Below are 20,844 nucleotides of genomic sequence, written 5' to 3' on the forward strand. Positions count from 1 at the left end.
TTTTGTTATAATGATTCATGGAGAAGATTTTCATTCTTGGTGCAGGAATTTCAGGTATTTATTCAAAATTAACGAACAGAAAAGCATTTTTAATGGATAAATATGAAAAAATAATAATAAATTCAAGATTAATAAATATAATATCTGGAAATGATTCAAATGCAATAATGGAAAGAAAGCTTGATATAAAAGATAAAATCATTAATATTGATTTTGCAAACAGGTTAATAGAAACCGTAAATAATAAATATAATTACGATAAGATCATAATTGCACTTGGCTCATCACAGAATGTTCTTCCTGGAACAGTTGGATTAAACTCAATTGATGATGCATACAGCATAAAAAATTTATCAGAAAATGCGAAAAAAATATGTATAATAGGTGGTGGCTATCTTGGTGTTGAACTTGCAGGCATTTTCAGGGAGAGATCAATAATTGTATCACCGTTTATAATGGAAAAAAATAAAGCTGCAGGTACCTATCTTGAAAGGCTGTTAATAAAAATGGGCGTTTCAATTATAAAGGACAGGGCGCTTGAATACAAAAATAAAAAGTTAATTCTAAAAAACAGTGAGGTTGAATGCGACCTCGCCATTTACGCCGGTGGAACAACAGGAAACCATTTAATATCAAATCTTGATATAAAAAGTAATAGATCATCAATAATTGTTGATAAATATCTTAGATCGGTGGAATACGATGATGTTTATGCCTGTGGCGCATCTGCATATTTTAATGAACCAATGACCGTTTACAATGCCATGAAATCAGGAATAATTGCGATGAAGAATATTATGGGGCATAAAATAGAATACAAACCGGATAATAGGAATATAGTAAATATAAACAACAATTTTTATCTTATAAATAGTAAAGGCATCTCAAAAAATTATGAATCGACATTCATAAAAATTATAAAAAATGCAAGATCAAGGTCTACAGATCATGCAATAGGGAAAATAAATTCATTATAAAATTAAAATACAATAATTTTTTATTATAAATATTAATATTTATAAAAATGAACGATCAAATTTTAAAATTATATTTTATAAGTACAAATATTAAATATTTCTCATAATTATTAATTTTATTTATTTAATATATCACATATATTATTAAGGTTTGCCAATTGTTTTAAATGGCATTTATGGTGATTTTACATGGATAAAAAATTATTAATTAATAAGGATGAAATAGAGTATTACCTAAAAAAATAAGCACAGCTCAAAACTAATGAAAAAGCTTAAGTTTTTATCGCTTATAAACTGCGGTTACAGCGTATCAAAGTCATCAGAGATGATAGGCATAACGAGATCCACAGGCTACTCATGGCTCAGATCGCTTGAATCCCACGGCATCGATGAATTCTTAAATCCAAAGAGGCGTGGAAGACCGCCAAAGGCATTTATAGACCTAAGTGATATTGACGTATCAAAATATACATTATCAGAGCTCTCAAATGAGATAAAGAAAAGATATAACATTGTTTATTCAAAAAGGCATCTTATAAGGCTAAAAAAGATTCTTTTAAAGGATAAAAAGAATGGTGACAAAAATTATTAATAAGTTTTTTTTAAGTGTAATTAATAAAAACAGTATTCTCATATATTTCAAAAAAAGAATAAAATGATAATATTATAAAAATTGATGTAAAGCCTTAATTTTACTAATTTATTTTAATGTACATATATTATGTCACAATCATTTCCAGAATTCCTTATTAATTTTAAAAAAATAATTATTATGAATGCCTAAATTTAATCATTGTCGTAGCAAAATATGGAACAGCATATTATTATAAAATAAAATATTATAATCATTAAACCGGGACCGCCCCTACCAAGAGAGATCCCGGCACCCTAGAGGTAAAAATACAATGAAAAATTCGTATAAAAAGATTGCGGCATACTCGATGGTGGCAATCTTTATAGCATCGCTATTTTTTGTTGGGGCCAGCATCGGGCATGTCCAGAGTGCACCTGGCAGGGATAATGCCATGGTGACAGTGCAGAAACCAGTGATAACCGGAAACACAAAGACATTTGGTAACTTTGAGCTGATAAACGAAGAGTCAAAGATGAATTTAAATGCAACTGTTACAGTTACATTGAGCTTTAAAAACTCATTAAGCAGCTATATAAATGAGATATCAAACCCATCATCACCGCTGTACAGAAACTATCTGAATATAGACGAAATAGGCAGCGAATTCGGTTTATCGCAGTCAACATACAACATGATAGCATCGTACTTTTCAAATTATAATATAAAGGTCTATAAAAGCCCTGCAAGATTAACAATGAGTCTATCAGGCACGGTTTCACAGTTCGATAAGGCCTTTAACACAAAAATAGGCGCATTTGCAATAGAATACAAAAGCAAGGGCATGTGGATCCCGTTATTCGGCAACAACAGCGGTTTAAATGGCAATGTATCAGTATCTCCATTGATATATGTTAACACCGGTGATTTAAGCCTGCCTGAATACATATCACAGTATATAGGCGGAATATCCGGTCTGGATGGTGCAATGGCAGCACCGGCCCTTGTTATGCCTTTCAACATGACACCTAGGTCAGGCGTTCAGCCATCAATTACCGGCAATGGATCATACAATAATCCATACACGTTATCACAGATACAGAATATAACCTATGCAAATTACACATGGGCATTAAACAGTGAAACACCAACAAATGCGGCATTTGAGAACCCATCAGGCGGGTACCAGTTTCTGTTCCCAAGTACAATGCACGTTTTAACAGGCGCATCAAATCTGTGGTCAGGCAAAACAACAATTGACAGCGAACCAGATCTCGGTCAGGGAATAACAGTTGCAGTTATCGAGGTCGGTGATCTTCCATTATCATGGCTCCAGGAATTTGCAAAGCAGGTCTGGAACAATTCAAACCAGGTAACATCAAGGTTAAGCGTTATAAACCTTCTTGGTGCAAACCTCTTCGATGGTTATATATATGGCTGGACGCTTGAAACGGCCCTTGATATAGAGTACATAGCCGCAATGGCACCCGATGCACACATAGATCTTGTTGCCGTGCCGAATCCTGATTTTTCGTCCTTTGATTATGCATACCAGTACATAGCAGATCATTTAACATCTGGAAACAATGCAACGGACTCTGTTACAATAACCAGCAACTCATACGGTGCTGATGAAATAACAACAGCGCTTGAGGGTGCGCCAATGTACATAACAGTTGAGGATACATTATTATCAGAATTAAATGCAGTCGGCGTTACAAACTTCTTTGCCTCCGGAGATTACGGCTCATATGCATCATTATGCGAGTACGGTGCAACAAGCGCAGGAATACCGGCAATAGCAACAGGATCAACAAGTGTTGGTGGAGGCCAGCTAACAGCGGAGAGCAATGGTGTTGAATTTCCTGATACCGGTGTTTACGCATTAAGCACGTTGTATAACATAGAAATGCAGGTTGCGCCTGCAACAGGCGTTGCAAGCTTTACATACTGGTCATATGGTTTCGGTTTTAGTGGAACATTTAAAGGATACGTTGGCGGTGGCTTTGGCCAGTCGGCAATGCTATCACAGCCCTGGTGGCAGAATGCCCTTGATACGTACAGTTCAGGTGCAAGAATGGATCCTGTTATATCCGGTACTGCAGCATTTAACATGTCCGTTTACACAGGCATATGGAATATCTTCTATGGTGGCACATCATTTGCAACACCAATAAGCGCAGGTGAGTGGGCATTAATAGAGGAGCAGGCAAAGATGGCTTATGGCACTGCCGCAATGGGAGATATAAACCCATTACTGTATGGTGCCCATAATGCATACGAGGCCCATGTAACTGCATTCTATAACAATCCATTCATAGATATGGAAAACATAGGCAAGGGCTTTAACTACGGCCCGGTTAACAGCTTTGACTGGTATTACTTCAATCTATCAATAAACGAGCCCTCGGATCCGGTGGTTCCATGGTGGACATTCACAATAAATGGCCCTGAGGGCAATGGCTGGAGCTATCTCCAGGGTCTTGGGATGATAAAGGTCAATACAATGGATCTTGAACTAATAGGCCAGCTGCCAACCATTGATCATTCACTATTAAATGAGCCATTTAAGGTTTTAATGGTTACACCATCAGGTTTGGAGCCATTCATATATCTCCAGGGAGGGAAAACATACACATTCAAGATATTATTATCAGATGGCCAGCCCGGAAGCTATTACACTGTTGAGGCATACTCAGGCGGTGCCGGTAATGGTGTGTACGGTGGAGGAAATATAACCATGATAACAACAAATTCAAATGGAATGTTCAATTACACACCTGTTTACAATTATAGTTCTCCATCAATGTCCGCCTCCGAGTACGGATACTTCTATGTGACAACCCCGGCAAGCTCATACTGGAGCTTCTCGCAGTTCGCGGTAAAAGCCAAAAATGAAACTGGCAATTTAACCCTTGGTGTTACAAATGCACTTGGCGATCTATCATACAATATTGCTGAGGTGCCAATGTTCACAGATACAATGACAGGCTATTACAATTACTTTGGTGCCACAGGAATCGTTGAATTGAATGGCATGCCTGTAAGCGGTGCCGTGGTCCATGAGGTATCATTGAACAACAGTGAGTTCTCAGCAGAGGACTCGGGATTACCGGTATCATCATATGCACCTGGTGTTCAGATAGGCACATTTTTAAGTGATGGCCGTGGAATGTTTAACTACTGGACAGATTCATCGCTTGCCGAATTCAATGGGCCAGTATACACGCAGGTTGAGGAGCTTTATGCAACCTACGGCAACCTAACAAGCAATAAGGTCATAGTATACATAGAGCCACAGGCAGGTAATTTCTATCCTGATCTGCACATCGTCTCTGGAAAATATCTTGTTGGAAACGTTGAATTCAGCGACATGAAGTACGTGAACTTCGTTAACATATCGATAGGCAGTGCCCCGGGAGAATACAAAAATGTTACATTTGCACCTGAATTCTATGATTACGTTCCGGAGTTATACTTTGTAAATGGATACTATATAACGGTATATAAAAAGGTACCTGTAAGCGGAGTATTCAATGGAATAATACCTGTTAATTTAACAATACCGTCTGGAAACGTTGATCTCAGGATGGTTGCATCCGGGTACAATGATCTATCATTTGAATTTTCATTCTTTGGCTTTGTATTCTTAATCCAGGATATACAGAGCCCGATAGTCTGGTCAGATCCGTATATAATATTCAATGCTGGAACACTACCGCATCTAGATATATCCGGTCCATCAGGCATGGTTTCAGGCAATATAACATTAAACTATAATGCATCATCGAATGAGAATATATCATCATCTGTAATAGAAATAGCATACGCTGGCGGTTACAGGATACTAAGAAGCGATGCAGGGCTTTCAGGATCAATAAACATAAACACACTAAATCTGCCGGATGGTTACTATATGATTAACTACATTGTAACAACGAACACAGGTTTAACATCAAAGGCCTCGGATTTAATATACATAGATAATACAGCTGAAAAGCTCCAGGCAGAGCTTAACAATATAATGGCAGAGTATAACAGCACGGTCTCTGAGCTAAAGCAGCTCCAGTCAAGATTAACCAGCGAGAAAAATCTTAACAGCAATTTAACATTAAAAATATCGGAATTAAATAATAATCTGTCGTTAATGAAGCTTGACCTTGTATCAATGGAATCAAGGTACAATGCAACATACAATGAACTTGAATCTGCACAGGCAAATCTTACAAAGTATATAGAATTAAATGCAAGCAATACAGTGACAATAAACAATCTTGAAAATGAAATCTCGGATTACAAGGCTAACATAACAATGGAAAAGAATACAATATCATCACTTGAATCAAAGATATCATCAATGCAGGCCGAGATCTACAAAATGAGGCACCCAACAGTAACATCGATAATAAACGATATCGGCGGATACACAACCTTAATAATAATAGGTTTGATGGCCGTGGTTATAGGTTTAATAATAGCATACAGAAAGAAATAAACTTAATTTTTATATTTTATAAATCTATTTTTTAAAGAGCCCAGTTTTTCTATTTTTACCTCTATTGTTTCATTGTTTTTTATCCAGTTCTTTTCATTAGTGCCAAGGATAACCCCTTCCGGTGTTCCTGTCGATATTACATCGCCAGGCATTAATGTAAGGTATTTTGATATATAGCCTATAAGATATTTTATATCAAAGATCATATTCCTTGTATTTGAATGCTGAACTGTATCGCCATTGCGCAGCGTTCTTATATCAAGGTTCATTGGGTCATTTACCTCATCCTTTGTTACTATGAACGGGCCATTCGGATAAAAACCATCAGGAATTTTTCCAAGAAGCCACTGGCTTGTCCTGTACTGGAGATCCCTGGCAGATACATCATTTGCAATGTAATAGCCAAAGACGTAATCCATGGCATCGTTTTCATCCACGTTCCTTGCCTTTTTACCTATGACTATGCCAAGCTCACCCTCATAGTCGATGCTATCAGAGAAATCAATTATTATATCATTTAAATGCCCGGTCAGTGTATTATTAAACTTGCTGAAAAGTACCGGGCTTTCAGGTATCCCTGATCCGGTCTCAAGTGCATGCTCTTTATAATTTTTGCCCACGCATATGATCTTTTCAGGATTGCTGATGGCCGGGCCATATTTATCGATCCCAGTTTTAATGCATGTATTATAATGGTTCTTTAAATACTCTAAAGCATCATTGTTTTTTATCAAATCTGTTGTATTATTAATATTAAATTCATTTAAAAGATCCGGACATGAGTATATATCATGATTATAGATGATTACACCAATCTTATTATTTATATATCCATTTCCTATCCTCATTGATCATCCTCCATCAGATCAAATAGACCATATATTAATTCTAGAAGCTTTTTGCCCTTTTCTGTTAATCTGTATTTAACATGCACAGGTCTCGATGGTATTATTACCCTTTCAATGATGTTATAATTCTCAAGACTGGATAAATACTCTGAAAGCGTTGTCTGGTTTATTTTTAACAGTTTTTTAATCTCATTGAATGATCTTCCATCGCCAATGTTCATGATTATTAAAGGCGTCCAGCGCCTCATTATTTTATTGTAAATCCTAAATGTGTTTTCATCAATTTTTTTATTCTCTATTAATACCTGGTAGTTCAATTTAAACTCACCTGCTCTATTCATAGCACTTTCTGGTATTTAAACATGTTTTCAATTAATAGATCATCGAATGGTTAAATATATCACAAAAATAAAAGCATGGAAAGATTTAATGAATATATAATATAAAGCCCGTTTTTTGCATCGCAACAGGTTTTTATATTAAAAATGATATGGCAGCCAGGCATAATTCAAGGCAGGTTAAGGTTCAACAATGATGAATGGCCATTTATATATTATAATATTTCAATAATATGCACAGAACATTAAAACAATTTTTAATTCATATAATTTAATATAAATCGAGATTCATTTGCAATGGCATTGATAAAAAGCATGATTTTATTTCATGAAAAAAAGTAATTTGTGTAAATATTTTGGTAAAAACCTTAAAAATCGATTAATTATTATAAATATATTAATGGTATCTCCATCTCCTCAGGAAGCAAGCTGCTGTGTGCCCCAAGCATCCTGTACTCCCTTTCATTCAGTGAGTAATGATATATATTATTCGATGTTGCAGCCGTTATTATCTCAGGCAGGTTTATCCTGTTATTTATCCTGCCAAGCATGTTTTTATAATTCTCTGATCTTTTAAATATTAGCATTTCATGGTAGTTATCATTTATGTAACTGGAAACATCGTTGTAAAAGAAAAGAACACGTGCATCACCAAATGGCGGGAGTAATAACATATCAGATAATGATTTATCCTCATTTAGGTTTATAATATCCGAGACCTCTATATGTCCATGATCTGCAGTGATCAAAAACGTGTAGTCTGTGTATTTCTCCGATATTCTCTTTATCATTGATAATATGTACCTTGCAGATTCTATTGTATAATCATCATATGGCCCAAGCTTATGCGCAACAAGGTCCACGTAAGGCGCATAAAAGCTTATAAAATCGTGCCCGGATTTTAATTCCCTTTCAAGAAGACGCAGGCCGTGATAGAATGTATTGTATGACTGGCTTTGTACATTTCCATATATAAGATTTGAATATGAACTGTGATTTATATTTGATGGTATTATATTCACAACGTCAGTGCCATTGTTGATTAATCTCTCCATTGCAGATTCAAAATTGAATATCTTTTTTATGGGAATGGCCTTTTCCATGGAATCCCTTATGTATGCAGATGATGAAGTGTATCCCAGTGTGTTTATTATGCTGCCAAGTTCTTTTATATAAACCTGGTATCCTATTATACCGTGCTCCCCAGGATACATATTTAAAAATATTGATGCAAGGACATTGGCAGTTGTTGATGGAAATACCGTGTTTATTTTCATGGATTCCATTTTAATGCCAGTTCTCTCGTATATGTTCCAGCCAAGCCCATCGAGCAGTATAAAACAGACACGTTTTTTCAATTTTAAATCCATGGTTTTTGATGAGACCTTTATGCCAAAATGTGAAAAGATTGAGCTTGAAAGCTCCATTATTGAATTCTCGTAGATATCATAATTTATATCCATAATCCGGTAATCTATATTACATTATATAATTTTGCTGGCAAAATAATATATATAAAAAAATACATAATGTTGCATGGATAAAGAAAACATTGGTTTTTCTCTGGAATATATGAACCGCAACATAAATCCTGATGAGAATTTTTATGAATACGCCTGCGGAAAATGGCTTGAAAGGACTGTTATACCGGCGCACAGGTCAAGGTATAATACGTTCATGATGCTCTATGAACGAAACATGGAGATACTAAAAGACATATGTGAAAGGTCATCAAGAAATCCAAAAAACAGCGTGGAAAGAATTGTTGGCGATTTCTATGCATCTGCAATGGATATCGATTTAATAGAGAAAAACGGCTCAAGGCCATTAAAAAAGGTTTTTGAGATCATTGATAACATCTCTTTCGATAAACTGCCCGAGGATCTTGCCAAGCTTACAATGTCTGGAATACCAATTTTCTTTGACATTGGCTCTGAGGGTGATTTAAAAAACAGCGATGTGTATGCCCTTTACATATCCCAGGGCGGCCTATCACTTCCTGACCGTGATTATTATATAAATGATATGTTTTCAGGCGTTATATCAAAATTCAATGATCACGTAAAGAACATGATGGACATTCTTGGATATTCAATAGATTACAAGAATTTAATAAACATTGAAAAGAGCCTTGCAGAACATAGCAAATCAAGGGAGGATCTCAGAGATCTGGAAAAACTGTATAATAAGATGAGTATAAATGATCTTGATGAAAGGTATAATAATCTCGGAATATCAAGGTATTTAAATAGTCTTGGTGTCAATGCCGATTATGCCATAGTTACAACACCGGATTATCTATCATTTTTAAATGATTTTATAAAAGGTGTTGATATAAATGATATAAAAGAATACTTTAAATGGCACGCAATTAACGCATATGCACCATACCTTTCCAATGACTTTGTAATGGAGAACTTTAACTTCTTTGGCAAAATATTAACAGGCAAGGAAAAAATAGAGGAACGCTGGGAAAGGGCCATAAGGGTTATCGATTCATCCATAGGCGAGGCCCTTGGTGAGCTATACGTGAATGAGAGGTTTGGTCCCGAGGCAAGGCAAAAGGCCGAAACACTGGTTAATGATGTGCTATCGGCCTTTAAATCAAGGCTTGAAAACATAGAATGGATGAGCAATGAAACAAAGAAAAAGGCCCTGGAAAAATTATCCATGTTTAAAACAAAGATAGGCTATCCAGATCATTTCAGGGATTACTCATCAATTGAGATAAGAAGGGATGATTACCCAGGAAACGTGCTAAGATCCATGGTCTTTGAATTAAAGAGGCAGTTAAACAGGATAGGCAGGCCGGTTGACAAGGGTGAATGGGAGATGACGCCTCCAACAGTCAACGCATATTACAATCCTGTTAACAATGAAATAGTGTTCCCGGCAGGAATACTGCAGCCTCCGTTTTTTGATCCCGGGGCATATGATGCGGTTAACTATGGTGCAATAGGCACTGTAATAGCCCATGAGATAACCCATGGCTACGATGATCAGGGAAGCAATTTCGATGGCCACGGGAACATGGTCCAGTGGTGGAATGATAACGACAGGCAAAAATTTAGGGAATTATCTGAAAAAATAAAGAAACTTTACAACGGTCTTGAGATAATACCTGGCGTAAAACTAAACGGCGGCCTAACCCTTGGGGAGAACATAGCCGATATTGGCGGTGTTCTAATAGCATATGATGCATTAAAGATGAGGGTAAATCTAAACGAAAAGTTAAACGGATTAACAAATGAGCAGATCTTCTTTATATCATACGCACAGATATGGAGGGAAAAGGTAAGGGATGATGAGGTAAAAAGACTTGCAACGATAGATCCGCATTCACCAGGAAAGTTCCGTGGTCAGATACCGGTTTATAACCATCCAGCATTTGAAAGGGCATTTAATTCAAAGAGGAAACGTGATAAGATAATAATATGGTAATAATTTTTTTATATAATCAACGCAGAAAATTGTATTGACCATGCCGATAATTTGTGGATAAATAGCAATTTGAATATGATTTTATATAATTAATAATACCATGATAAATCATGAGTAAAATGAGTAATTATAAACGACCATAACATTCACATTTGGATCAACAGATCTGCATTTATCTATGATGGCCTTTGCATTCAAAAGATTTTCAGATAGCAGAACTGCAAGCCCGTAGTTTTGATCCTCAACGTTTATTATTGATATATCATTTATAATATTTTTTAACTCATTGAACCTTGATGAGAATATTGCAAAGATTGAGATATCCGTCATTGATAGATCTATTATTGGTATTACGTTTATTAAATGTTTTTTCATTAAATAGTCTATTCGCCTGTTAACGAACTTATAGCTAAGGTTAAGATCATTTGCTATATCTGATGCAGGCTTCCTTGGATCCTTTTTTAATTCATCTATTATTAACCTGTCGTTAGGTGTTATGTTTATATTATCATTAATTCTTGGTATGTATTCCATTGTTAAATTACCAAGCTTATTTTTTATATCTTTTATTCTGTCTATTATCTCATCGTATGTTCCGTAAATACCATAAATACTTATCTCCTCAAGACATGATATCTCGGCAAAGATATTTTTTAAATCGTACCTGCTTTTAACCGCAACGAAGGCCTTGCTAAGATTTTGCAGTGACGGATCAATGTGCAGCACAAATTTTTTTATTATACCAGATGAAACCATCTTATCGAATCTGTATTTTAAAACCTGCGGCGATATCTTTAATTCATTTGATATTGCCCTCTGTGAGGAACGACCGTCCTTTAAATAATAGTAAATTATCCTCTTGTCTATTTCATCCATGGAAAGAAAATCATAATTCGTTAAAAAACTTATCCACCGCTGACAGGCGGGAAGACTGCTATTTCATCACCATCTTTTATAATGCAATCGTCAACGTATCTTTTGTTAACTGCAAAGAGCAGATCCATGCTTTTTAAATCATTATGTCTTTCATATATAATTTTTTTCAATTCTGTCAGGCTTCCTTTGTAATCAATGTATTCATTATCTGTGCCTGATCTATCCCTGGCGGCTGCAAAATATATGATTCTTATCATTGATTACCTCCAGTACGGTATCCTGTTCTTAACTGCCTTGATATATAAATCTCTTAGATAATCATCGTCAAAGCTCTTTATGTCGAAATAGTCATTATCTCTAAGCAGGCAGGTTTTGAATTTACCGTCCGCCGTTACCCTTAACCTGGTACAGTGCATGCAGAAATCACTGTTGTGCATTGGCATGACAACCTCAACCCTGACAATGCCGTCCTTCCAAGGTATTGAATAAACAGGCCTGTTATGTAATGTATTTTTTTTGTATTCTATGGATTTTTTCATTAAATCATCATTTATGTTTCTTAAATCGACATGGTATTTAATATATTCATAGGAGTTTTCCATATTCCTTGGTGCCTCGTACTCTATCAATTGAAGCACGGCATCGTTTTCAAGGCAGAAGTCCATCATATCATTGATCTTATCGTCATTTATGCCCTTTAAAACAACGAAGTTTACCTTTACAGGCTCAAGACCTGCAAGGTGCGCGGATTTAATTCCATCTATGACATCTGGCCTAAAATTCCTTGTATTTCCTGTTATTTTAAGGTAATCATTATCGTTTAATGCATGCATTGATATATTAATTCTTTTAAGGCCCGCATCCTTTAATTCGTATGCAAGCTTATGGAGCATAACACCATTTGTGGTCATTGAAATATCATCAACATGCCTCTTTATTCTTTTTATTATATCTATTATATCGTGCCTTAAAAGTGGCTCACCACCTGTTATCTTTATTCTGGAAACACCGAATGATGCCGCAACTCTGACGACCCTTTCTATCTCATCCGGTGTCATATAGCTTAAATTCCTGTCAGTGCCCTCCATGTGGCAGAACATGCAGTTGTAATTGCATATTGCATTTACCTGAAGTCTTAAACTGTTAACAGGTCTTTTAAAGTTATCGTATATATATGAAACATGATCCATCATATATTTATATATGTTAAAATCACTATAAATCATTTGTTATTTTAAAAACTAAAAAATTTATATCGTTCTAATATTAATGTTTATTATCACGGTGATTCAATGATTAACAATGATTTTGAAAAGATTAATAGATTCATTTTAAGCAACGATAACAGGTATGGCATTTTTATTATAATAATAGTTTCAGCAAGCATATTTCTTGATGTCTGGGATCTAACATCACTGTCATTTGTTTTAACATTCTTTAAATCATACTTTTCATCAGCCAGTGGATTTTTAATAGGTATTTCAGTGGCATCGGCAAATATTGGTGCCATAGCCGGTTCATTTTTAAGTCCATACATGACGGAATCCCTTGGCAGAAGGAGGATGCTTTTAATAAACATGGTAATTTTTATCATATCGGCCATTGTAATATCAATTTCAAATAATATAATATATGTTATAATATTTAGAATAATAATGGGATTTAGCATAGGCAATGATGTTGTTACAGGCTTTACATATATATACGAATACACAAGTGAAAAACAGAGATCATCATTGTATCCACTTTGGGCCTATGCGTTTTCAGGTGTTGCACTCCTGGCGATTTTAACAGTTTACATACTTTATTATATCCTGCCGCATTATTATCTATGGAGATCAGTTTTCATCATTGCAGCACTATTTGCACTTGTGATCCTTACCTTGAGATATAAATTGCTCGAGACGCCATTATGGTTATACAAACATGGCAGGAACGATCAGCTTGAGTATGTGCTAGAGAACGTTTATAAAAAGCATATTGAAATAAAATCAAGATTTTATTACAAACCAAATTTTTATGATATGATAAGGATGTTCAAAAACAATGAATATCTTATGCTTTTTACACTATCATTGAATGGCATAGTTGGATTCATTGGCTGGGGATTTTCATTCTATGTTACCTATATGCTCTTTGAGCTGCATGTTTACTCATTTGAATCAATACTTGCCATTGATGCGTTAATATACGGCTTTGGCCTCCTGGGTGCAATTTTATCAAGATTCTTATTTAAAATGTATGGATCTTACAGGCTTTCAGTAACATCATCATTTATCGCGGCATTTTGCATAATGCTTTTGCTTCTGGCATTCTTCGGATATATTAATTTAATTGCCGTGATACCATTAACAATATTGATAATATTCTTTAATTATCTTGGTCCAATGGCATACAATGCGGTACTTAACAATAACATAGATCCAATGTACAGGAGCCAGGCAAACGGCTGGAATTACATGTTTAACAAGATTGTCGAGGCAATAAGCGGCCTGTCAGCCGGAATAATAATAATTGAAATCGGTGATGTATATAATACATTAATGCTGTTTATAATAATAATGATTTTTTCTGTAATGGCATTAATATCAGGCCGTTATTTAAAATCTGATTTCCAGAGTTCAGAATCATTATAAATCTCCTTTTTCCATATGGGTGGCTCCGTTTTTATTCTGTCTATTATAAACCTGCATGCGTCGAATGCATCATTTCTATGTGGTGCAGAAACGGCTATGTATATTGATTCATCACCAACAGGTATTATTCCAAGTCTCTGGGATACAGACGCATCTATTATATTATACCTGGATTTTGCATCATCGATTATACCTCTTATTATTGATTCCGCCATATCTATATATGCCTCATAGTAAAGGGCCCTGATATTGTCAGAGGTTTCATCAAACGATCTTACAGTTCCAGAGAACGTTACAATCGCACCTGCCATACCGGATCTTAAAGAATCTATTATTTTATCTTTATTTATTTTATCATTTGTAAACTCAATCATGAATGAAGATGTATTTTTAATTAAAATATTATTCCTTATTTATTTCATAGTATAGATGATCTATAATATTTTTTATGATTTCATATGCCAGCGGCTGTGCATTTTCTGATCCAGGCAATGTGAATATTATCCTTTTCCTGTATATAAATAACGATGCATCAGATATATAAGGAAATATTCCACCGGATTTTATCCTGAAGAGCTCACCAAAGCCCTTTACTTCCCTGTCAGCTATTTTTCTTATTGATGCCGATGTTATGTCCCTACGGCTTACACCGGTACCGCCAATGAATATAAAAACATCATGATCATTTATGTTTTTAAAGAGCAGTGAGAGTATCTCTATCTCATCATCATGAACTATACCATAATCAACACTTTTATAATCATTTAAAAGCATGTCCATCATGCTTTTTCCAGATCTGTCATTTTCCATGGTTCTTGTGCTTGATACCGTTGCCACCATGAATTTAAGATTATAGTGTTTCTCGCCATGGTGGTTCATGACTTCACCTTGTATAGAACTTTTACATCGCTTATTAATGTCTCAGGGTACTGGCCGTTATCATCCTTTTCCATGTACTTCACCATGTCCCATATTGTTAATAATGACACCATTACACCATGTATTGCCTCCATCTCAACGCCGGTTCTGTATATTGCCTTTACAGTGCAGATTGATTCTATGCAATCATTTAAAACCTTAAAATCAAAGTCTATTGAGCTCAGCGGTACATTATGACAGTATGGAACCACGCCAGCAGTATTCTTAACGGCCATGGTACCGGCTATCCTTGCAGTCTCTATTACATCTCCCTTTTTAACGTTATTTTCTATTATGGCGTTTAATGTTTCGCTTTTTAATCTTATCCTACCTGATGCGGAGGCCTCCCTTTTTATTATCTCCTTTGATGATATATCTATCATGATATGTCATTATTTTATTTGATTTATTGTTTATCAAACTTTTTATAACAAAGTTTAATCTATGAAATAAAATTAAATAAAAATGAATCTATTTATATTTTGCCGGGATCTAAGGCTTTACGATAATACCGCGCTTTTAAAATCACTTAACAATGAAACGGCAACGATATTTATAATGGATCCAGCGCAGGTAAAAAATAATGAATACAGGAGTGAAAAGGCCCTGAATTTTATGATATCAAGCCTTTATGATCTTATGACCGATATAGAAGGAAATCATGGGAAACTGGCATATTCCATGGTGATCCAGTAGATGTTCTAAAAAGGCTTGTTAATATGGAAAACATTAATGAGATCTATATAAACAGGGATTACACACCATTCTCAATCAAAAGGGATAAAAGAATTTTCAATAAAAAATAATATAAAATTCAATGCCATTGACGATTATTTTTTATCTGACCCGGAGCTAAGGACCGGATCAGGATCTTTTTTTAAGAATTTCACAGCATTTTATAATAGGGCCATGGAAATAAATGTAAAAAAACCTGTTTATGAAATAAAAAAATCAAACTTAATCTCTATTGATGATGACATGGAACTAAAATATAATAATTATGGCAGGAAAACCGCAATTGAAAAAATGCATAATTTTATAAAAAAGGATTACTCATTAAGGGATTTTCCGGAATTGAACATGGCATCATTTCTATCGGCAGACATAAAATTTGGCACTATATCAATAAGGGAGGCATATCATTATATTAAAGATCCAGAATTCAGGCGTCAGCTGTACTGGCGTGATTTCTATCTTTACATAGCATACCATTTTCCATACGTTTTTGGCTCAAACTTCAACAGGAAATACAATATAAAATGGGAGAACAACGAAAAATACATAGATGCCTGGAAAAATGGCCTTACAGGATATCCGATAGTTGATGCGGCCATGAGATCACTTAATGAAACAGGGTATATAAACAACAGGTTAAGAATGATAGTCTCGTCCTTTCTTGTAAAGGATTTGCATGTGGACTGGCGTATTGGTGAAAAATACTTTGCACAGAAATTAATTGATTACGATCCAGCATCGAACAATGGTAACTGGCAATGGGTAGCATCAACCGGTGTCGACTCCAGGGGAATGTACAGGATAATAAATCCATGGATTCAGCAAAAAAAATTCGATCCTGAATGCAAATTTATAAAAAGATACGTTAATGAGCTGTCGGATCTTGAACCTGAAATAATACATAATTTATATAAAATTCGATTAAACAATTATCCTGCACCACTGGTTGATCATAAAACTGCGGTTATGGAATTCAGGAAGCTTATAAATCAAACGCCAACGTATTTATCATAGATAAAGATCTGAAGCCTTGGTGAGTAGTTTACTCCAAATTCCTTGCACATCTCTATGACCTCGACACTATTTTTTACCAGCTCATCCCTGGAAAAGGCTGCTGGCATAAAATACACGCTATCCCTTTTTATACCGTATTCATCCATTATTTCAATGGCCTCCATGGCATCGTTCCTGTTGGATATAACGAATTTCCACCATGTATTTTTTAATAATAAAAATTTTCTTATAATATTACTGTTTATCCTTTTGGATCTCTTCATCCCGGAACCGGATAATTTTAATGATATGTTATATGATATTGAATCGTCTTCAATCGGTTCCATTGTACCGTTTGTCTCTATTTCATAGATATAAGGCTTTAAATTTTTGCTGTTAACAGCATCAATTATCTTTAAAATGTTTGATCTATTTATCAACGGCTCACCACCTGTAAAAACGATGTTATAAGATCCGGATGATAATCTTGATATATAATCAACGATATCGTTAATATCTATTTCAAAGCCATTTGAAAGCCACTGGGCCATCGTGTCACAGACCCAGCCAGCATTGACAGATTTTAAATTATTTATATATTCCTGGTCATAATTTCCAGGTTTTAATGGTTTTTCAAGCCCGCAAAAAAGGTTGCATTCAGGAAATCTTATAAAAAAGGCAGGCTTTCCGGCATAGCGCCCCTCACCCTGTATGCTGTAAAACAGGTCAACCAGCCTTATGCCCATGCGCCCTGCCCCTCCCCCTCGAAAACACCGCATTCTATCTTATATTCGCTGAAATAACGGTTCAGCTCAGATTTTATGTATATTGCAAGATTCTCGGAAGAGACTACCGGCACCGGTATCCTGCACACCTGGTCTGCACTGACCGTTATATTATTATAATGAATCTTTCCATTATCCTCAATGGCATCCTCTGGAACCATAAAATGATGATCCATCCTCTCTATTATTGCCTTTGCGGCCCTTTTAATATCGCCATAATCTATTTCGTAGCCCCTGGTTTTCAATGAATTGTTCTCATCAAAATATAGCCTTATGTTTAAAATGTAATCGTGACCATGGAGCCTTCCGCATTTTGGATGCCCCGGTATTATATGTGCCGCTGACCAGTGAAGGCCCCTTGTTTTACCATCTATCTCAAGCCACATAGAATCTTTATTCAATAATAAGAATTAAAGTTATAGGTTTTCAATAAAGCCACTGGAGGGTTTCGATCCCCCGACCTGCTGATTACGAATCAGCTGCTCTGCCTGCTGAGCTACAGTGGCTTTAAATGTATAACAATACCTGATGGAATCTTAGGATAAAAATATGTTGATTTCTGTGGCAGCATCCTTTTTTCCATTGATATCTTTATAAAATCCTCGCGCTTCCATTCAGGTACTATTATTGCAAAATCATATTTTTTTGAATCAACGTTTGATATTGCCTGTGAAACATCATAGGCGTAGCCAACGTTCCTTAACATATCATTATAATCCATTTCGAGGCATTTTTTTATAATTATATCGTTTGTGAATTCAACAGGTATCATGTCTTTTGTATTAATTGAATACAGTGAACCATTGTAAAGGTATGACCTTCCATTTTCAATGGTCTTTGATGGTTCAAGATTCATGCATCCTGAAAGACTCTCAATGGTTGCATTGCTCTTTATAAGCCTGTGAACACCACCTATCATCAGACCATCGTCATATATTGATGTTATATATGCAAGGGTATTTAACCAGAATTCATCATGGGTTTTATCATAGAGGTTCCTTGCTGCCTGAAGCCTGTGATGCCCATCCGCCACAACACAGCCTGCATTCTCCAGTGATTTTTTTATTTTATCTATCTTTTCTTCATCCTCGAGGAAGTATACAATATTTGTTACGCCGCTTGGTTCCTCAAAGCGGTAAACCTCGTTTAGTTTAACAACCTCCCTTTTTATCATCCTGTAAAAGCCACCATCGTTGACAACCAAAAATATTGGTTCAAGATTTGCATTTAGTGATTCCATCACGGACATCCTTTCGTCAACGTATTCCTTAAATGTCATTTCATGCGGTGTTATATCCATAATGTTTGCAAGCGATATTATTCCGTATCTTTGAAACCTCTCTTTATTATGTGTAAAGATCTGCTTTATAATTATTATTATATCTTTATCGTATCTTTTTATTACATTTTCACTGAGCCAGTTTTTCAGTATTTTATATGATCCGCTTGTGCCTGTAACCATATCAGGAACCGTTAGATTTATTATATTGTACGGGTTCTGCCTGAGCTCATACTCCTGTGTCCAGTTTAGTGTATCAAATGGCGGCGACACGACCCTTGAAATGTCAACATTAAATATGTATGGTTTAAAGCTTTCAATCCTCAATATTATCACCAAGCAAAAAATTAAGGTTTTTTTCATGGCTTCTCTCAATATCAGGAGATTCCATGATAAAAGTTGAATCCTTAAAATTTCGATCATAAAATATCGATTTCAGGCAGCTTCCAATCCTTCCTGAGCCCGGATTTTCATGCAGATCCTTTCTGCTTGCGAATTCCGTTTTTGAATCGTTTAGATGTATTACATTAATCCGGCTTAATTCCAGTTTTTTCCCCATGTAGTAAATAAAATCATCGTATTTGCATAGATCATAGCCGTATGAATATGCATGGCAGGTATCAAGGCACAGACCGAAATGTTTTTTGTCAAGGGGATCAATGATATCGGACATTTCATTAATATCTGATGGAAAGGTATTTCCCCTGCCGGACGAATTTTCTATTAATATCTTTGTACTTCCGGTTTCCATTGATTGAAAGGCATCTATCGCCATTTTAATGCCCTTTTTCCTGTCAGGATTTGATCCCGGATGAACAACAAGATAATCTATGCCGAGATCATTGCATATCTTAATTTCATTATTAAGATCATTTATCGATTTTTTTCTTATCTCATTTTCAGAGGCAAGGTTTATTAGATATATTGCATGGGCAACGGTACCTTCTATGTTAAATTTCCTTACGTTGTTCCTGAAATTTGCTATTTCATCATATTTATATTCCTTTTCCTGCCATGATCTGGATTTTACAAAGATCTGAAACGCATTAAAATTCATTGAATGCGCTATTTCCGGTACATTTTCTATACCATTTCCTATTGAAATGTGTGCACCAAGTTTATAGTTTAAAATCCTCATTGTTTATCATCATGTTTATAAACTGGTAAACGTGAAGGGCCAGCGCCGGGTTGTCAGTATAACCACAGGCGTCCAGATCAGGTCCAGAGAGAAGTGCCCTGGTTCCATCACTTGCTATATCTGTTGCAATTAAACCCTCCTTTCTGTGAACCTCTGTGTTTGGCGGTACCCTCTTATTTGGTGGTGTTACAAATATTATGTGCACACCCCTTTTTATTGCATTTTCTATGTTCTTTTTAAGCTCTGTTCTTATATCCCTTATTCTTGGTGTTGATATGTATATTTCCTTATCAGATAGATCTATCATCTCTGCTATCTTTGCCATGACCTTGCTTCTTCCATATATTGTATATATAAGCTGTGGTTCACCCTTTGATGGTAAAAGATCCTGCAGCTCCTTTAATTCATCAAAAAGTTTGTTTATATTATCTATATATTCATTTTTTATTTTGTTCATGTCTTCAGGCTTGTACATCCTTGGCCTGCCGTCAGTTTCCTTTGCGAAGCCCCTTTTAACAAGTGATTCCATGATTTTGTATGCCGAGGTTCTTGGTATTCCCGCGGTATCTGCTATTGTATCTGCATTGGCAACACCATGGTAAACAAGTGCGGCAAATGCCTGTGCCTCATATGTTGAAAGTCCTAATATCTTAATCATCTCGGCAGTTTTAGATATTAGTGATGTATTAGCTTCCATAACTACTAATAATCTAATTATTTAAAAACTTTTTCTTTATTTTAAATCAATGAAATCATGAATAATAAATTAATAAATAAAGTAATATATTAATAACTCATTAATTTTAAACAAAAA

The 20,844-nt window shown here is 35.3% G+C and carries 21 protein-coding genes and 1 tRNA gene; 7 read left to right on the top strand and 15 right to left on the bottom strand.

From position 1 onward, the window contains the following. The first annotated feature begins 17 nt into the window (after nt 1-17). The 3 genes from B8780_RS05840 (at nt 18) to B8780_RS05850 (ending at nt 6,043) form a co-directional block, all read left to right on the top strand. Entirely contained in the window at nt 18-977 is a 960-nt protein-coding gene (locus B8780_RS05840) for an FAD-dependent oxidoreductase (protein ID WP_084272975.1), read from the top strand. A 262-nt stretch (nt 978-1,239) separates the two neighbouring features. Next, nucleotides 1,240-1,569: a helix-turn-helix domain-containing protein gene (locus B8780_RS05845; protein WP_084272976.1), complete on the top strand. Its 330-nt coding sequence runs from the start codon at nt 1,240-1,242 to the stop codon at nt 1,567-1,569. A 313-nt stretch (nt 1,570-1,882) separates the two neighbouring features. Further along, nucleotides 1,883-6,043, top strand: a complete 4,161-nt coding sequence (locus B8780_RS05850) for a S53 family peptidase (protein WP_084272977.1) — start codon at nt 1,883-1,885, stop codon at nt 6,041-6,043. A 2-nt stretch (nt 6,044-6,045) separates the two neighbouring features. Here the strand turns inward: B8780_RS05850 and B8780_RS05855 are convergent, their stop codons facing one another. The 3 genes from B8780_RS05855 to B8780_RS05865 all read right to left on the bottom strand — a co-directional run bounded on the left by B8780_RS05855 (nt 6,046) and on the right by B8780_RS05865 (nt 8,692). Further along, nucleotides 6,046-6,891 carry a fumarylacetoacetate hydrolase family protein gene (locus tag B8780_RS05855; protein ID WP_084272978.1) on the bottom strand — a complete coding sequence of 282 codons (846 nt, stop codon included), beginning with the start codon at nt 6,889-6,891 and terminating at the stop codon, nt 6,046-6,048. Continuing rightward, on the bottom strand, nt 6,888-7,208 hold the full coding sequence (locus tag B8780_RS05860; RefSeq protein ID WP_161939684.1) for a winged helix-turn-helix transcriptional regulator: 321 nt from the start codon (nt 7,206-7,208) through the stop codon (nt 6,888-6,890). The genes B8780_RS05855 and B8780_RS05860 overlap by 4 nt, the downstream gene beginning before the upstream one ends. Nucleotides 7,209-7,615: 407 nt before the next feature. Next, nucleotides 7,616-8,692, bottom strand: a complete 1,077-nt coding sequence (locus tag B8780_RS05865) for an alkaline phosphatase family protein (protein WP_084272980.1) — start codon at nt 8,690-8,692, stop codon at nt 7,616-7,618. 73 nt (nt 8,693-8,765) lie between these two features. Between B8780_RS05865 and B8780_RS05870 the strand changes: the two genes are divergently transcribed. Continuing rightward, nucleotides 8,766-10,670, top strand: a complete 1,905-nt coding sequence (locus tag B8780_RS05870; RefSeq protein WP_084272981.1) for a M13 family metallopeptidase — start codon at nt 8,766-8,768, stop codon at nt 10,668-10,670. Nucleotides 10,671-10,778: 108 nt separating this feature from the next. Here the strand turns inward: B8780_RS05870 and B8780_RS05875 are convergent, their stop codons facing one another. Genes B8780_RS05875 through moaA form a run of 3 tightly spaced genes read right to left on the bottom strand, consistent with a single transcriptional unit; the run spans nt 10,779 to nt 12,739 of the window. Continuing rightward, nucleotides 10,779-11,546 carry a winged helix-turn-helix transcriptional regulator gene (locus B8780_RS05875; RefSeq protein ID WP_084272982.1) on the bottom strand — a complete coding sequence of 256 codons (768 nt, stop codon included), beginning with the start codon at nt 11,544-11,546 and terminating at the stop codon, nt 10,779-10,781. 29 nt (nt 11,547-11,575) lie between these two features. Then, nucleotides 11,576-11,803: a MoaD/ThiS family protein gene (locus tag B8780_RS05880; RefSeq protein ID WP_084272983.1), complete on the bottom strand. Its 228-nt coding sequence runs from the start codon at nt 11,801-11,803 to the stop codon at nt 11,576-11,578. A gap of 3 nt (nt 11,804-11,806) precedes the next feature. Next, a complete protein-coding gene (moaA, locus tag B8780_RS05885) occupies nt 11,807-12,739 on the bottom strand; it encodes a GTP 3',8-cyclase MoaA (RefSeq protein ID WP_084272984.1) in 933 nt (310 codons plus the stop codon). Between the two features lie 99 nt (nt 12,740-12,838). On the opposite strand from moaA, the gene B8780_RS05890 reads away from it, so the two are divergent. Beyond that, nucleotides 12,839-14,182, top strand: a complete 1,344-nt coding sequence (locus B8780_RS05890) for an MFS transporter (protein ID WP_084272985.1) — start codon at nt 12,839-12,841, stop codon at nt 14,180-14,182. Here the strand turns inward: B8780_RS05890 and B8780_RS05895 are convergent. From B8780_RS05895 to moaC, 3 genes are read right to left on the bottom strand one after another with little or no spacing between them, the layout of a single operon-like run. Next, a complete protein-coding gene (locus B8780_RS05895; protein WP_011177860.1) occupies nt 14,143-14,556 on the bottom strand; it encodes a molybdopterin synthase catalytic subunit in 414 nt (137 codons plus the stop codon). The two genes, B8780_RS05890 and B8780_RS05895, sit on opposite strands and share 40 nt — an antisense overlap. Nucleotides 14,557-14,584: 28 nt before the next feature. Next, the gene (locus B8780_RS05900; RefSeq protein WP_084272986.1) at nt 14,585-15,061 is read right to left on the bottom strand and encodes a MogA/MoaB family molybdenum cofactor biosynthesis protein; all 477 of its coding nucleotides are present in this window, start codon (nt 15,059-15,061) and stop codon (nt 14,585-14,587) included. Continuing rightward, a complete protein-coding gene (moaC, locus tag B8780_RS05905; RefSeq protein WP_011177862.1) occupies nt 15,058-15,483 on the bottom strand; it encodes a cyclic pyranopterin monophosphate synthase MoaC in 426 nt (141 codons plus the stop codon). The genes B8780_RS05900 and moaC overlap by 4 nt, the downstream gene beginning before the upstream one ends. An 82-nt stretch (nt 15,484-15,565) precedes the next feature. On the opposite strand from moaC, the gene B8780_RS08225 reads away from it, so the two are divergent. Beyond that, a complete protein-coding gene (locus tag B8780_RS08225) occupies nt 15,566-15,796 on the top strand; it encodes a deoxyribodipyrimidine photo-lyase (protein ID WP_201788784.1) in 231 nt (76 codons plus the stop codon). Nucleotides 15,797-16,009: 213 nt separating this feature from the next. Continuing rightward, a complete protein-coding gene (locus B8780_RS05910; RefSeq protein WP_201788785.1) occupies nt 16,010-16,849 on the top strand; it encodes a cryptochrome/photolyase family protein in 840 nt (279 codons plus the stop codon). Here the strand turns inward: B8780_RS05910 and B8780_RS05915 are convergent. From B8780_RS05915 to B8780_RS05940, 6 genes are all read right to left on the bottom strand, one after another. Continuing rightward, complete coding sequence (locus B8780_RS05915) at nt 16,825-17,574, bottom strand: 7-carboxy-7-deazaguanine synthase QueE (RefSeq protein ID WP_161939685.1); 750 nt, start codon at nt 17,572-17,574, stop codon at nt 16,825-16,827. The two genes, B8780_RS05910 and B8780_RS05915, sit on opposite strands and share 25 nt — an antisense overlap. Continuing rightward, nucleotides 17,565-17,999, bottom strand: coding sequence for a 6-pyruvoyl trahydropterin synthase family protein (locus tag B8780_RS05920; protein WP_011177865.1), 435 nt, complete (start codon nt 17,997-17,999; stop codon nt 17,565-17,567). Before B8780_RS05920 ends, B8780_RS05915 begins: the two co-directional genes overlap by 10 nt. A gap of 47 nt (nt 18,000-18,046) precedes the next feature. Further along, nucleotides 18,047-18,119 (bottom strand) — tRNA-Thr (locus B8780_RS05925). After that, entirely contained in the window at nt 18,110-19,219 is a 1,110-nt protein-coding gene (locus tag B8780_RS05930) for a DUF1015 family protein (protein WP_161939686.1), read from the bottom strand. The genes B8780_RS05925 and B8780_RS05930 overlap by 10 nt, the downstream gene beginning before the upstream one ends. Then, nucleotides 19,209-20,030: a deoxyribonuclease IV gene (locus B8780_RS05935; protein ID WP_084272989.1), complete on the bottom strand. Its 822-nt coding sequence runs from the start codon at nt 20,028-20,030 to the stop codon at nt 19,209-19,211. The genes B8780_RS05930 and B8780_RS05935 overlap by 11 nt, the downstream gene beginning before the upstream one ends. Next, the gene (locus tag B8780_RS05940; protein WP_084272990.1) at nt 20,011-20,727 is read right to left on the bottom strand and encodes a TrmB family transcriptional regulator; all 717 of its coding nucleotides are present in this window, start codon (nt 20,725-20,727) and stop codon (nt 20,011-20,013) included. The genes B8780_RS05935 and B8780_RS05940 overlap by 20 nt, the downstream gene beginning before the upstream one ends. Nucleotides 20,728-20,844 lie beyond the last annotated feature (117 nt).

Origin of the sequence: Picrophilus oshimae DSM 9789 (assembly GCF_900176435.1) — an archaeon.
Classification (GTDB): Archaea; Thermoplasmatota; Thermoplasmata; order Thermoplasmatales; family Thermoplasmataceae; genus Picrophilus; species Picrophilus oshimae.

What these genes read in the sequence shown, in the direction of transcription:
- B8780_RS05840 (WP_084272975.1), top strand. Translation starts at nt 18, where the DNA reads ATGGAGAAGATTTTCATTCTTGGTGCAGGAATTTCAGGTATTTATTCA.
- B8780_RS05845 (WP_084272976.1), top strand. Translation starts at nt 1,240, where the DNA reads ATGAAAAAGCTTAAGTTTTTATCGCTTATAAACTGCGGTTACAGCGTA.
- B8780_RS05850 (WP_084272977.1), top strand. Translation starts at nt 1,883, where the DNA reads ATGAAAAATTCGTATAAAAAGATTGCGGCATACTCGATGGTGGCAATC.
- B8780_RS05855 (WP_084272978.1), bottom strand. Translation starts at nt 6,891, where the DNA reads ATGAGGATAGGAAATGGATATATAAATAATAAGATTGGTGTAATCATC.
- B8780_RS05865 (WP_084272980.1), bottom strand. Translation starts at nt 8,692, where the DNA reads ATGGATATAAATTATGATATCTACGAGAATTCAATAATGGAGCTTTCA.
- B8780_RS05870 (WP_084272981.1), top strand. Translation starts at nt 8,766, where the DNA reads ATGGATAAAGAAAACATTGGTTTTTCTCTGGAATATATGAACCGCAAC.
- B8780_RS05875 (WP_084272982.1), bottom strand. Translation starts at nt 11,546, where the DNA reads ATGGATGAAATAGACAAGAGGATAATTTACTATTATTTAAAGGACGGT.
- B8780_RS05880 (WP_084272983.1), bottom strand. Translation starts at nt 11,803, where the DNA reads ATGATAAGAATCATATATTTTGCAGCCGCCAGGGATAGATCAGGCACA.
- moaA (WP_084272984.1), bottom strand. Translation starts at nt 12,739, where the DNA reads ATGATGGATCATGTTTCATATATATACGATAACTTTAAAAGACCTGTT.
- B8780_RS05890 (WP_084272985.1), top strand. Translation starts at nt 12,839, where the DNA reads ATGATTAACAATGATTTTGAAAAGATTAATAGATTCATTTTAAGCAAC.
- B8780_RS05895 (WP_011177860.1), bottom strand. Translation starts at nt 14,556, where the DNA reads ATGATTGAGTTTACAAATGATAAAATAAATAAAGATAAAATAATAGAT.
- B8780_RS05900 (WP_084272986.1), bottom strand. Translation starts at nt 15,061, where the DNA reads ATGAACCACCATGGCGAGAAACACTATAATCTTAAATTCATGGTGGCA.
- moaC (WP_011177862.1), bottom strand. Translation starts at nt 15,483, where the DNA reads ATGATAGATATATCATCAAAGGAGATAATAAAAAGGGAGGCCTCCGCA.
- B8780_RS08225 (WP_201788784.1), top strand. Translation starts at nt 15,566, where the DNA reads ATGAATCTATTTATATTTTGCCGGGATCTAAGGCTTTACGATAATACC.
- B8780_RS05910 (WP_201788785.1), top strand. Translation starts at nt 16,010, where the DNA reads ATGGAAATAAATGTAAAAAAACCTGTTTATGAAATAAAAAAATCAAAC.
- B8780_RS05915 (WP_161939685.1), bottom strand. Translation starts at nt 17,574, where the DNA reads ATGGGCATAAGGCTGGTTGACCTGTTTTACAGCATACAGGGTGAGGGG.
- B8780_RS05920 (WP_011177865.1), bottom strand. Translation starts at nt 17,999, where the DNA reads ATGTGGCTTGAGATAGATGGTAAAACAAGGGGCCTTCACTGGTCAGCG.
- B8780_RS05935 (WP_084272989.1), bottom strand. Translation starts at nt 20,030, where the DNA reads ATGAGGATTTTAAACTATAAACTTGGTGCACACATTTCAATAGGAAAT.
- B8780_RS05940 (WP_084272990.1), bottom strand. Translation starts at nt 20,727, where the DNA reads ATGGAAGCTAATACATCACTAATATCTAAAACTGCCGAGATGATTAAG.